Raw genomic sequence first — 12,750 nt, forward strand, 5'->3', positions numbered from 1 at the left:
TTACTTAGACGCTGAAGCACCACTAATGATTTCTGTAATTTCTTCTGTTATAGCAGCTTGTCGCGCTCGGTTATAACGAATCGTTAAATCATCAATAATATTTTTAGCGTTATCTGTTGCACCTTTCATAGCTGTCATACGTGCTGCATGTTCTGCTGCTTTAGCATCTAAAATTGCTCCATATATTAAACTTTCAGCATATTGAGGCAATATAATATCTAAAATTTCTTCTTTAGAAGGTTCATAAATATAATCTTTTGCATAATCTTTTGTTTCGGTTACATCCAAATCGGATAAAGGCAACATTTTTTCAGCTCTGTACTGGAACATAATCGTATTCACATGATGGTTGTAACAAACATATAACTCATCAAAAACTTCATTCTTATACATCTCAGTCGCTGTTCTAGCAATCGTACGTACTTCTTCAAAAGAAGGTTGGTCACTGATATCATTTAGTTCGTAAGCAACGTTCATCCCTCTGGATTTAAAGAAGTCAGCTGCTGTTGAACCCACAGCCATAAATACATATTCCTCTGGAGAAGTATGGTCTTTGGTGATCATATCGACAGTTGATTTAATGACAGAGCTGTTGTATCCACCAGCCAATCCTTTATCTGAACTGATCACAATGTATCCAGTCTTTTTAATCGGGCGTTCAACCAACATATCATGAAAATCAATATTAGAAGGTGAATTCGTTCCAATCATGTCATTTTCAATCAAGGAAAGTTGGGTATGCGCTAAATGAGTAACGATTTCTCTTACCTTTTGAGAATAAATTTGAAAACCAGCTGCTGTACTTTCAGCTTTTGCTAATTTTGCACCTGATACCATTTGCATGGCATTCGTAATTTGACTTGTCTTTTTTGTTGAACTTATTTTTTTTGTAATTTCATTTAAAGAGGCTGCCATTCTTATTCACCGCCTTTAATTGGTTTGTCCGCCGTTTGCATCAGTTGAAGAGTCAATATAATTAGTAAAAAAATTAGTAATGAATTCAGTGATGATTGCATCCAGTTTTTCTGTTCTTGGCAAATCCTTAGTTTCAACAATTTCACTTAAGATTTCAGCATGCTGATCATCTAAGAAATCATAAAATTGAAGTTCAAAACGGCCTAGTTCACTAACTGGAACTGTATCTAAGAAACCATGTGTTAAAGCATATAAAATCATCACTTGTTTCTCAACCGCTATTGTTTGATGCAATCCTTGTTTTAAAACTTCAACTGTTCTATGTCCGCGATTTAATTTTGCTTGAGTAGCAGCATCTAAATCTGAACCAAATTGAGTAAAGGCTTCTAACTCACGGAAACTTGCTAAATCTAAACGCAATGTTCCAGAAACTTTTTTCATTGCTTTGATTTGAGCAGAACCTCCAACACGTGATACTGATAATCCAGCTGCAATCGCTGGTCGGATACCAGAGTAAAACAAATCACTTTCTAAGAAGATCTGACCATCTGTAATTGAAATAACATTTGTAGGAATATAAGCTGAAATATCACCTGCTTGAGTTTCAACAAACGGAATAGCTGTCATAGAACCGCCACCTAATTTGTCACTCAATTTTGCAGCACGTTCTAATAAACGTGAATGCAAGTAGAAGACATCTCCTGGATAAGCTTCACGACCTGGAGGACGGCGCAACAAGAGAGACAATTCACGGTAAGCTGCAGCTTGTTTTGTTAAATCATCAAAAATAATCAAAACATGTTTGCCATTGTACATGAATTCTTCTCCTATAGCTGATCCTGCATAAGGTGCGATATAAAGTAATGGAGCTGGTTGAGATGCACTTGCTGTCATAACAATCGTATAATCCATTGCGCCATATTTTTTTAATGTTTCAACTTGATTACGTACAGTTGATTCTTTTTGACCAATTGCTACATAAATACAAATTGTATCCTGGCCTTTTTGATTTAAAATTGTGTCAATTGCTAGGGTTGTTTTCCCTGTTTTCCGGTCACCAATAACTAATTCTCTTTGTCCACGGCCAATAGGAACTAATGCGTCGATAGCTTTGATTCCTGTTTGTAAAGGTTCATTAACCGAATGACGATCCATAACTCCTGGGGCTTCAGATTCAATTGGGCGTGTTTTTGTTGTAACGATCTCACCTAAACCATCAATTGGTTGTCCTAGAGGGTTAACTACACGTCCAATCATTGCTTCTCCAACTGGAACTTGCATAATTCGACCTGTCCGTTTAACAATATCGCCTTCACGAATTCCTGTAAATTCGCCTAAGATGATAATCCCTACATCATTTATTTCTAAATTTTGTGCCATACCAAAAGTACCATCGGCAAATTCCAATAGTTCTCCTGACATTGCATTTTCTAATCCATAAGCACGAGCGATTCCGTCACCTACGTAACTAACTGTTCCTACTTCATCTATTACTAATTCACTTTGATAGCTTGCAATTTGCTTTTTAATCAGCGAACTAATTTCTTCTGCTTTTACGCCCATAAACGATTCACCTCATAACTTCTTTTATCGAATTAATTGTTTTTCTAACGCTTCCAAGTTAGAACGGATACTGCCATCATAAACTTGACTTTCGGCTTCTATAACTACTCCACCAAGAACATGTTCATCAACGTTCGTATGCAATAATACTTTTTTCGCATCTAATTTTTGTTTCATAACGTTTATTAAACGTTCCTCTTGTCTATCGGTTAATTGAACAGCTGTAGTCACTTTAGCAACTACCGTCCTATTTTTGTAATCGTAAATTTTTTCAAATTCATTTACAACATCTCTAATATCACTGATTAAATGATAGTCATAAAGCATATGCAAGAAACTTTGTGTATTTATATCAAAGTGTTTGATCAAGTCAGTCAAAAGATGATCTCGTTTGTATTTTTCCAAACGAGGATCTACTAGAATCGTTCCTAGGTTAGGAATCGTTTCTAATACTTGACGAACGTCCATCATATTATCAAACGCAACGTCAACGGTTCCTTTTTCTTTAGAGTCTTGATAAAAAGCATCTGCAAGTTGGCGATTGTTCATGTTTCTATTTAATTTCATTATTATTCGCCAACCTTTCAATATACTCTTCGATTAGTTCAGCATGCCCTTCATTAGATAATTCTTTGCCAATCAATTTCTCTGCAATATCCATAGACAAACGACTGATATCATTTTGTGCGCCTGCTAAAGCTTGTTTTCTTTCTAATTCAATGGCTTTTTTAGCCTCTTCTTTTAATCGTACTATTTCTACTTTAGCGGAGGCTATTTGTTCTCGTTCGACTTTATCAGCAGTGTCTCTTGCTTGCTCAATAATTGCACTCGCTTTGTTTCTTGTTTCTTCTAATTCTTGTTGTTGTTCTTTAAGCAATCGATCCGCTTCTAATTTCTTTGCTTCAGCGCTATCGATATTTCCTGCAATCAATTGTTCTCGCTTCTCCATCATTGCCATCAGAGGTTTCCAAGCAACCATCTTTAATGCTAGCATTAATAGTAAAAATGAGACCAAAGTGACAATAGAATCTCCAGCTGTTATTTGCCCTATAAACAATGGACTGACCATTACCCACACTCCTTCACCTATACTTCAATGTTGCTTTAAAAGAACAGGTAGAGAGACTATTATTCTCTACCTGTCAATTTCTAGTACGTCGTTTTTTTGCTAGCTTTTATTGGAAAACTAAGATAAAGGCAATAACAACTGCCATGATAGGAATGGCTTCTACTAAACCAATCCCAATATACATCAAGGTTTGTAATTGACCTTTCATTTCTGGTTGACGAGCAATTGATTCAATTGTTTTTGATACTACTCTACTTGAACCAAGTGCTGCTCCGATTGCTGCTCCTGCTACTGCGATTGCTGCTCCTATTAAACCCATAATTCATTTTCCTCCTAATATAGTCATCTTTTATTTTTCTTAATTCTAATGATTCATGTATCTCTTACTAGCTGATAACTTAATTTTCTTACGTTGCTTCTTTGATGTGATCTGTACTTTCTTCGTGCTCAATTTTATGAGAAAGATAAACCATTGTCAGTGTTGTAAAAACAAAAGCCTGTATACTTCCGATAAATAATGAGAAGGCCTGCCAAGCCATTTCTAAAGGAATACCAATGATCCAAGTGAAGACTCCTCCGCTTTGAGCTAACGAAGCTATCAATCCAAGCAAGATTTCTCCTGCATAGATATTTCCATAAAGACGAAGAGCTAAAGTCAAAGTATTCGTAAACTCTTCAAAAATTTTGATTGGAAATAGGAATGGAACTGGTCTAACAAAACTATTCATAAAGTAGTTCTTGATTCCTTGTTCTTGTACACCAAAATAATGTGTCATAACAATTACCATAGCTGCTAATGTTAAGGTAACCACCGGATCAGCAGTTGGACTTTTCCATACTTGATAAGGTTCAACAATTAAAATCAATGGCAATCCCATAATATTTGAAACAAACACAAAGGTTAAAATAGTAAAACCAAATAATTTAAACTTATCTCCTTGTTGCTTAGACATTGCACTTGTAGTGATGTTCCCTACAAAATCAACGATCCATTCTATAAAATTTTGTTTACCTGTTGGCTTAATTTGTAGATTCCTCGTACAAATAAACGCAATCAAGAATACAATCACGCACGCTGACACTGTTACAAAATTATTGGTGATATTGAAATCTAAACCAAAAAAAGTAACAATCGGATTTTCGTGATCCACAACGTTCACCTCTTTCCATAATTAAATCTATAATTGCAAACAGGAAAAAATATATATTTGAAACTATCATGTATAGTAATTTCAAACCCATTTTAGCATAGTTCTGCTTTCTTTCCTATCTAAATGGATTTGGCACAATTTTGCTTTTATTCATTTAGCAATGTAAAAAATACTGACTAAGTTCTAAAACATATTTTCTTTTTTTCACTGGCATTCGTTATCATACCACCATTCGATTTAAAATACAAAAGAAAATGAAAAACAATACTATTTTTCATAAAATCATTATTAAAATGGGATTCCCAACTTCTTTTTGGATAAAAAAGATAGCACACCTCTACTGACAGCTTTAAATTTCCAATGCTATCGTCTTGTTTTTTTATTTTTCACCTTTTCTTTTAATGACAATTTTCCCGACTTTTATAGTGCCCCGATTTTTTTATTGATTTTATATAACTTTAACTTTTTCGTTAAATTCTCTATTTTACCCTGTTTTTCTATTTTAACTACGTCATTTTTATTTATTTCCAAAAGGAACACAAAATACAGCCTACTCATTTTTGTCATTTTGAAATTAGATAGAATTTATTCGTTACATTTCTCATTTAGAAAATAAGATTTATCTTATTTTTATTATCTAATTCTTAGTGAACCGAAAAAATAAAATGATCTTTCATACAAAAAGAGCCGTAAACCAAGAATTTCATTCTTGGTTTACGGCTTTTCATTTAATCAATCTTATTAATTACATTGTACCAAATAATCTATCACCAGCATCGCCTAAGCCTGGTAATATGTAACCATTTTCGTCTAAACGTTCATCTAATGCTGCAGTATAGATGTCAACATCAGGATGAGCTTCTTCTAAAGCTTTTACGCCTTCAGGAGCTGCAACAAGACAGACAAATTTAATTGTTGTCGCACCCCGTTTTTTCAATGAATCAATAGCCGCAATAGCTGATCCGCCTGTAGCAAGCATTGGATCTACAACAAGCAATTGACGTTCATTGATATCTGATGGTAATTTTACAAAATATTCTACTGGTTCTAATGTTTCATGATCACGATACATTCCTACGTGTCCAACTTTTGCTGCTGGGATTAAATCTAGCATCCCATCTACCATACCTAATCCAGCTCTTAAAATAGGAATGATCGCAACCTTTTTTCCTGCTAACTCTTTTTGAATAGATTTAACTAAAGGTGTTTCGATTTCCACATCTTGTAAAGGCATATCTCTAGAAACTTCAAATGCCATTAAGCGTGCAATTTCATTAACTGCTTCTCTAAAATCTTTCGTTCCTGTATTTTTATCGCGAAGAATAGTTAATTTGTGTTGGATTAATGGATGATCCATAACTTGAACTTTCGACATTGTATTCAGCCCTCATTTTTTATTATTTTTTAAACATTTCTATTGTAAAGGATATTAACCTCTAGTGCTACCTTTTTAATGTTTTTCTTTTTTATTCTGGCTTTTCGTCTATTTTAAAATGATATATTGGATTACACTTTAGATGCATACAAGGGATGTTTGGCAGTCAATTGACGAACTTGTGCTTGAATAGCTTCCATTTTTTCAGCATCTCCATTACTTGTCAATGTTTCAATTATGAATTCAGCTACCTTTTTAGAATCGGCTTCATTAAATCCTCTTGTTGTAATAGCTGGCGTTCCAATGCGAATACCACTTGTTTTGAAGGGACTCAATGTTTCAAAAGGAATCGTATTTTTGTTGACAGTTATGCCAACTTGATCTAAAAGAACCTCTGCTTCTTTTCCATTTAATCCGAAGTTTGTTACATCAAACAATAAAAGATGATTATCTGTTCCGCCACTAATCAAATGACCAATGGATGCGTTAAGAACACTTTCCATGGCTTTAGCATTTTTAATGATTTGAGCAGCATACTCTTTAAATTCTGGAGTAGATGCTTCTTTTAAAGCTACTGCTTTAGCAGCTATAACATGTTCTAAAGGACCACCTTGAATACCTGGGAAAATGGCACTATTGATTGCTTTGCTATATTTTTCTTTAGCTAAGATCATTCCACCACGTGGTCCTCTTAATGTTTTATGGGTAGTTGTAGTGACAACATCTGCATAAGGAACAGGATTTTGATGTAAACCTCCAGCAATTAAGCCTGCTATATGAGCCATATCAACCAGTAAATAAGCTCCGATTTCATCCGCAATTGTTCTAAACCGCGCAAAATCTATTTTTCTAGAGTACGCACTGGCTCCTGCAACAATCAATTTAGGTTTATGTTGTTTAGCCAATTCTTCAACTACTTTATAATCGATTTCTTCTGTTTCTTTATCTACACCATAAGAGATAAAATTGTACGTCTTGCCACTAAAGTTTACGGGAGATCCATGTGTTAAATGACCGCCATGGGTTAAATCCATGCCTAATACAGTATCTCCTGGGTTTATTAAAGCATTAAAAGCAGCCATATTAGCACTAGAACCTGAATGTGGCTGAACATTTACATATTCTGCTCCAAAAAGTTTTTTTGCACGTTCAATAGCTAAATTTTCAACAACATCAATAAACTCACATCCGCCGTAATATCTTTTACCCGGATAGCCTTCTGCGTATTTATTCGTTAAAATACTTCCTTGTGCAGCAAGCACATCTTCAGACACAAAATTTTCTGAAGCGATTAATTCAATATTTTGTTCTTGTCTTTTGCTCTCTTTTTCAATGGCGTCAAAGATCTCTTTATCAATTTTTTTGTTAGTCATATAGGCCACACCCTTCAATAGTTATGATAAACGCTTTTTGATTAGTTAACTCTACGAATTTATGGTTAGTCAAAAAAATGGTTCCCTGCTGCTTTTTGAAGCCGGTTCATATAAGCTTCGCCTAAGCCCTCTTGATCATGAGCTTCGGCTAAAATAAGTGTAGCATCTGTTGTTTCAAAGTATCTTAATCCTGAATACAATCGTTTGGAAGCATCATAGATATTTTTATTTTCTCCTAATGAATAAACAGCTGTAACGCTGTCTTGGAATTGATTTAGGATATTTTGATTAGCTAAAAGACCGATCTTTTCACCTTGTTTTTGATACATTTTGATTGCTTTTTGCCAGATTTCACTTTCTCCAACAACAATAATCACAGGCTCATCAGGACTATAGTGCTTGTATTTCATACCTGGAGCTTTAGGAGCCTCTTCATTTGAAACCAAATGACGATCAACAAAAACAGTTCCTATGACTTTTTCCAACTCTTCTTTAGTCGTTGCTCCTGGTCTCAATATGATGGGTAGCATTGGATCAGTAATATCTAGAACAGTTGATTCCAATCCTACCCCGGTGTCTCCATCATCCAATACTCCTGCTATTTTACCTTTCATATCGTGGTAAACATGATCTGCGTTTGTTGGACTTGGCTTGCCAGATGTATTGGCACTTGGTCCAACAAGTGGCTTACCTGATTCACGAATCAATTGAAGCGTTAATTCATTATCAGGCATCCGTATAGCCACACTCGCTAGACCAGCTGTAACGGTTGGTGCAAAAACATGATCCTTTACTTTAAAGATCAGGGTCAATGGACCTGGCCAAAAGGTTTGCATCAGCTTACTAGCTACTTCAGGCACTTCTTGTACATACTGACCAACTTCTTCTATCGCAGAGACATGCACGATTAACGGGTTGTCGCTTGGTCTCCCTTTTACTAAATAAACTTTTTTGACAGCTACTTCGTTTGTTGCATCACCTCCTAATCCATAAACAGTTTCTGTGGGAAAAGAAATCAGTTCACCTTGTTGAATTTTTTGAGCTGCTTTATGCACCTCAGATGGTCGATATATAACAGTCTCCACAGTTTTTCCTCCGTTCATTGCAAGAAAACGTATTGCATTTATTTAACTAGTGTTGAATCCTTATTTTGCTTTAACTTGGATCAAGCGTTCATTTCCACTCATATCTTTTTTAATGGTTACTTCAGCCAATGGAAAAGCCTCTTGAAAAAGCTTTTGAACTTTTTCACCTTGCTTAAATCCAATTTCTAAAACTATTTCACCACCTGGATTTAAAATAGCCGGAAGTTCTTTTGCTAGTCTTTGATACATAGCTAAACCATTGTTTTCAGCAAATAATGCTAAATGTGGTTCATAGTGTAAGACACTCTCATCCATATAACTGATTTCATCGTTAGATATATATGGAGGATTCGAAAGAATGACATCAAATGTTTCAGTCTTTACTGGATTCGTTAAATCGCCTTCCAGAAAGCGAACATCTGCCTCTAAAGTCGTCGCATTTTCTTGAGCTACTTCTAGAGCTTTAGAAGAGATATCCGTGGCGGTCACTTCGTAAAGCGGTCGTTCTTTTTTTAGTGTGATCGCAATGATTCCTGTTCCAGTTCCAATATCCAAAACGGTTTTCTCTTGTTCTGTAGATGTGCTTTTCAAAAAAATATCTACAATTTCTTCTGTTTCTGGTCGTGGAATCAATGTATCTTTTGTTACTTTAAACTTTCGGTCGTAGAACCAACAGTAACCTAATAATTGTTGAATAGGGATACCAGAGCCATGATTGGATACATCCTGTAAGAGTTGGTGTTTCACATCTGATGGCATTTCTTCATTTAAATGCAACATAATATCCGTTTTCGACCAATTCAGGCGTTCTCTTAGCAAGATTTCAGCAGCAATGGGTTCTCTTTTACAGGTTTCTAAAAAAGAAGAAGCCCATTTCAGGACTTCTCTATAAGTTGTTTTACTCTTCATGTTGCAATTGCTCCATTTTAGCTGTTTGATCATTTAAAATCAAAGCATCAATAATTTCATCTAATTTACCAGATAAAATTTGATCTAACTTTTGAATGGTCAATCCAATACGATGATCGGTAACACGGCTTTGTGGATAGTTATACGTACGGATACGTTCTGAACGATCTCCAGTTCCAACAGCGGATTTCCGTTCAGCATCATACTCACTTTGAGCTGCTTGTTGGATATGGTCATATACTCTAGCACGCAAAACTTTCATCGCTTTCTCACGGTTTTTGATTTGTGAACGTTCATCTTGCATCGCTACAGCAATTCCTGTAGGTAAATGAGTCAACCGAACAGCAGATGCTGTTTTGTTAACGTGCTGTCCACCGGCTCCACTTGCATGGTAAATATCTGTACGGATATCTTTATCCGGCAAATCCAATTCCACTTCTTCAGCTTCCGGCATAACCACTACTGTTGCAGTAGAAGTATGGATACGCCCTTGTGATTCAGTTGACGGAACACGTTGAACACGATGAGCGCCATTTTCATATTTCAATTTAGAATACACATTATCGCCAGTAATCATTAAGGTAATTTCTTTGTACCCACCAATACCCGTAATGTTGGCATCTAACACTTCAGTTCTCCAACCTTGTGCGTCAGCGTATTTTTGATACATATTAAACAATGTTCCAGCAAATAATTGCGCTTCGTCTCCACCAGCTGCTCCACGAATTTCCATAATGATATTACGGTCATCATTTTCATCTTTTGGCAACATTAATACTTTCATTTTTTCTTCAATTTCTGTTTTTTCTTTCTTTAAATCGTTTAATTCTTCTTTTGCCATTTCAGCCATCTCAGCATCTAATTTTTCACCAAGCATTTCTTCAGTATCCGAAATGTCTTGACTGACTTCTTTGTAACGACGATAAGTTGCAACTGTTTCACGAATAGCAGCTTCTTCTTTAGTCAGTTTCATTAGTCGCTTTGTATCACTGACCACCTCTGGGTCACTGAGCAATTCATTTAGTTCTTCATAGCGTCCTTCAACGCTTTCTAATCTATCAAACATAAGTTATTCTCCTTTTCTTCTAAGCCTATTGCATCGTTGTGTCTTTAGCTGCCCTTCACAACACTATGAACGCTACAAGTCGTCCTTCAATAGCGGGTTGAAGTAATGTTTGCGACAAACCGGGAAATAACTTTCATTGCCCCCTATTTGGATTTGAGCTCCTGCATAAACAGGTTTTCCATTAATCATACGCATGTTCATCGTGGCTTTTTTATGGCAGTACCAACAAATGGTTTTCATTTCTTCAATTTTATCCGCGTATAGCAATAAGTACTCTGAACCTTCAAACAGTTCATTTTTAAAGTCATTTTTTAATCCAAATGCCATAACTGGAATATTTAATTCATCCACAATATGAGCCAATTGAAGGACATGCTCTTTTTTCAAAAATTGCGATTCATCAATTAGTACACATGCCGGTACATAATCCAATGCTTTTATCGTTTTAAAGACATTTGTTTCTTCAAATATTGCGATGCCTTCACGTCTTAAACCAATTCGACTAGATACTACACCAATTTCATCACGATCATCCAAACCGCTTGTCATAATGGCGACAGGTTTGTTTTGTTCTTCATAATTATATGCTACTTTTAAAATTTCAATCGTCTTTCCACTATTCATTGCTCCATATTTAAAAAAAAGTTGGGCCATCTTGTTTTTTCCTCATTTCTCTCGTAGGAATCCATTATGAATTATACGTTAAAAATATGTAAAAGTGAAGCCTCACTCCTGATTTTTAATGGATGAATCTTACATCAATTGTGAGAAAAGAGATTAAATTTGTCTTTAAAATGGACAAGTTAGGCAATTTTTAACAATTTCACAAGAATTATGTGCTAGAATATCAAAGTAGCAAAAAAAAGTATTTTTAGTAATTGGAGGAAACTCAATTGAGTATACGTAGTGCATTTGCCATTGCAGTAGGAAGAACAACTAAATGGGGACTTCATACGTTCTTAAAAGGCGGGAGTAGTTATCCTGGTCAACTAACACAGAAGTTAGATCCTACCGTATTAGGTACTTTATCAAGAAATTACGATGTAGTTATCGTTACCGGAACAAACGGTAAAACATTAACGACTGCATTGACTTACCAAGTCTTAAAACAAAAATATCCTGAAATTATTACAAATCCTACTGGTGCAAATATGTTGCAAGGAATCATTTCGACTTTTCTTGAACATCATTCTTACACCAAAAATAGTGAGAAAAAAGCTGCTGTTCTTGAAGTAGATGAAGCTAGTTTGATTCATGTAACCAAATACATCAAGCCAAAAGCGATTGTCTTTACAAATGTTTTTCGTGATCAAATGGATCGCTATGGTGAAATTTATACGACTTATCAAATGATGTTGAATGGCGCAGCGTTAGCTCCTGAGGCTTTGATTGTTAGCAATGGGGACGCTCCCATTTTCAATTCAAAAGAAACCATTAATAAACGTGTGTACTTTGGTTTTGACCACCTTCCAGATGGTGAATTAAAAGCTCACTACAATACCGATGGTGTATTATGTCCACACTGCAACAATATTTTACATTACAAATTTTTAACCTATAGCAATCTCGGGAAATATTATTGTCCTAATTGTGATTTCAAACGTCCAGAATTGACGTATCGTTTAACGGATTTGACTCATATGGATCATGAATCGTCTAAATTTGAAATCGATGGAGAAGACTTTGAAATTAAGATCGGTGGACAATACAATATTTATAATGCCTTAGCTGCTTATAGCGTTGGTCGGATATTAGATGTTTCTACTGATCAAATTCGTGCTGGATTTTCCGCATCAAAACGTGTTTTTGGACGTCAAGAAGTCATCCAAATCGATGACAAAGAAATTACAATCAACTTAGTTAAGAATCCTGTTGGTTTGAACCAGGTCTTGGATATGATCAACTTAACACCAGAGCCGTTCTCTCTCGTTTCAATTTTAAATGCAAACTATGCGGATGGAACAGACGTCAGCTGGATCTGGGATGCAAATTACGAAATTGTTCCTAATATGAATATCCAACAAGTCACTGTTGGTGGTGAACGAGTAGAAGATATCACTGCTCGCTTGGAGGTTGCGGGAATTCCTGAAGAAGAACTTCAAGTTATACCAACTATTCCTGAAATAATTAAGAGCTTTAAAAACGCACCAACGAAAAAAATCTACGTCCTCGCTACTTATACTGCTGTCTTACAATTGCGTAAGGAACTAGCAAACCAGGGCTATATTAAGGGAGGTATGTAAG

General features: G+C 35.5%; 13 protein-coding genes. 1 reads left to right on the forward strand and 12 read right to left on the reverse strand.

Annotated elements, in window-relative coordinates; translation table 11 throughout:
* From BLT48_RS05170 to BLT48_RS05225, 12 genes are all read right to left on the reverse strand, one after another.
* Positions 1 to 915, reverse strand: coding sequence for a F0F1 ATP synthase subunit gamma (locus tag BLT48_RS05170; protein WP_035023777.1), 915 nt, complete (start codon positions 913 to 915; stop codon positions 1 to 3).
* 15 nt (positions 916 to 930) lie between these two features.
* Positions 931 to 2,478, reverse strand: a complete 1,548-nt coding sequence (gene atpA / locus BLT48_RS05175) for a F0F1 ATP synthase subunit alpha (RefSeq protein ID WP_035023779.1) — start codon at positions 2,476 to 2,478, stop codon at positions 931 to 933.
* A 24-nt stretch (positions 2,479 to 2,502) separates the two neighbouring features.
* Entirely contained in the window at positions 2,503 to 3,045 is a 543-nt protein-coding gene (gene atpH, locus BLT48_RS05180) for an ATP synthase F1 subunit delta (RefSeq protein ID WP_089975892.1), read from the reverse strand.
* On the reverse strand, positions 3,032 to 3,547 hold the full coding sequence (gene atpF / locus BLT48_RS05185) for a F0F1 ATP synthase subunit B (protein ID WP_035023783.1): 516 nt from the start codon (positions 3,545 to 3,547) through the stop codon (positions 3,032 to 3,034). Before atpF ends, atpH begins: the two co-directional genes overlap by 14 nt.
* Positions 3,548 to 3,653: 106 nt before the next feature.
* Positions 3,654 to 3,866: a F0F1 ATP synthase subunit C gene (atpE, locus tag BLT48_RS05190; protein WP_013711301.1), complete on the reverse strand. Its 213-nt coding sequence runs from the start codon at positions 3,864 to 3,866 to the stop codon at positions 3,654 to 3,656.
* Between the two features lie 88 nt (positions 3,867 to 3,954).
* Positions 3,955 to 4,698: a F0F1 ATP synthase subunit A gene (gene atpB / locus BLT48_RS05195; protein WP_089975895.1), complete on the reverse strand. Its 744-nt coding sequence runs from the start codon at positions 4,696 to 4,698 to the stop codon at positions 3,955 to 3,957.
* Positions 4,699 to 5,443: 745 nt separating this feature from the next.
* A complete protein-coding gene (gene upp, locus BLT48_RS05200) occupies positions 5,444 to 6,073 on the reverse strand; it encodes a uracil phosphoribosyltransferase (protein WP_035023788.1) in 630 nt (209 codons plus the stop codon).
* Positions 6,074 to 6,204: 131 nt separating this feature from the next.
* Complete coding sequence (gene glyA, locus BLT48_RS05205; protein WP_089975898.1) at positions 6,205 to 7,446, reverse strand: serine hydroxymethyltransferase; 1,242 nt, start codon at positions 7,444 to 7,446, stop codon at positions 6,205 to 6,207.
* A 65-nt stretch (positions 7,447 to 7,511) separates the two neighbouring features.
* Positions 7,512 to 8,531: an L-threonylcarbamoyladenylate synthase gene (locus tag BLT48_RS05210; protein WP_244885803.1), complete on the reverse strand. Its 1,020-nt coding sequence runs from the start codon at positions 8,529 to 8,531 to the stop codon at positions 7,512 to 7,514.
* A gap of 60 nt (positions 8,532 to 8,591) precedes the next feature.
* On the reverse strand, positions 8,592 to 9,440 hold the full coding sequence (gene prmC / locus BLT48_RS05215; RefSeq protein WP_035023795.1) for a peptide chain release factor N(5)-glutamine methyltransferase: 849 nt from the start codon (positions 9,438 to 9,440) through the stop codon (positions 8,592 to 8,594).
* Positions 9,430 to 10,506 (reverse strand): peptide chain release factor 1, encoded by a 1,077-nt coding sequence (gene prfA / locus BLT48_RS05220; RefSeq protein ID WP_035023797.1) that lies wholly within the window; start codon positions 10,504 to 10,506, stop codon positions 9,430 to 9,432. Before prfA ends, prmC begins: the two co-directional genes overlap by 11 nt.
* A 72-nt stretch (positions 10,507 to 10,578) precedes the next feature.
* The gene (locus tag BLT48_RS05225; protein WP_035023800.1) at positions 10,579 to 11,160 is read right to left on the reverse strand and encodes a thymidine kinase; all 582 of its coding nucleotides are present in this window, start codon (positions 11,158 to 11,160) and stop codon (positions 10,579 to 10,581) included.
* 239 nt (positions 11,161 to 11,399) lie between these two features.
* Between BLT48_RS05225 and BLT48_RS05230 the strand changes: the two genes are divergently transcribed.
* Complete coding sequence (locus tag BLT48_RS05230) at positions 11,400 to 12,749, forward strand: Mur ligase family protein (RefSeq protein WP_035023803.1); 1,350 nt, start codon at positions 11,400 to 11,402, stop codon at positions 12,747 to 12,749.
* Position 12,750 lies beyond the last annotated feature (1 nt).

The organism is Carnobacterium viridans, from assembly GCF_900102725.1.
GTDB lineage: Bacteria > Bacillota > Bacilli > Lactobacillales > Carnobacteriaceae > Carnobacterium_B > Carnobacterium_B viridans.

Bases quoted from the DNA above. Each gene is read 5' to 3' on its own strand.
- BLT48_RS05170 (WP_035023777.1), bottom strand. From the start codon at position 915: ATGGCAGCCTCTTTAAATGAAATTACAAAAAAAATAAGTTCAACAAAA.
- atpA (WP_035023779.1), bottom strand. From the start codon at position 2,478: ATGGGCGTAAAAGCAGAAGAAATTAGTTCGCTGATTAAAAAGCAAATT.
- atpH (WP_089975892.1), bottom strand. From the start codon at position 3,045: ATGAAATTAAATAGAAACATGAACAATCGCCAACTTGCAGATGCTTTT.
- atpF (WP_035023783.1), bottom strand. From the start codon at position 3,547: ATGGTCAGTCCATTGTTTATAGGGCAAATAACAGCTGGAGATTCTATT.
- atpE (WP_013711301.1), bottom strand. From the start codon at position 3,866: ATGGGTTTAATAGGAGCAGCAATCGCAGTAGCAGGAGCAGCAATCGGA.
- upp (WP_035023788.1), bottom strand. From the start codon at position 6,073: ATGTCGAAAGTTCAAGTTATGGATCATCCATTAATCCAACACAAATTA.
- glyA (WP_089975898.1), bottom strand. From the start codon at position 7,446: ATGACTAACAAAAAAATTGATAAAGAGATCTTTGACGCCATTGAAAAA.
- prmC (WP_035023795.1), bottom strand. From the start codon at position 9,440: ATGAAGAGTAAAACAACTTATAGAGAAGTCCTGAAATGGGCTTCTTCT.
- prfA (WP_035023797.1), bottom strand. From the start codon at position 10,506: ATGTTTGATAGATTAGAAAGCGTTGAAGGACGCTATGAAGAACTAAAT.
- BLT48_RS05225 (WP_035023800.1), bottom strand. From the start codon at position 11,160: ATGGCCCAACTTTTTTTTAAATATGGAGCAATGAATAGTGGAAAGACG.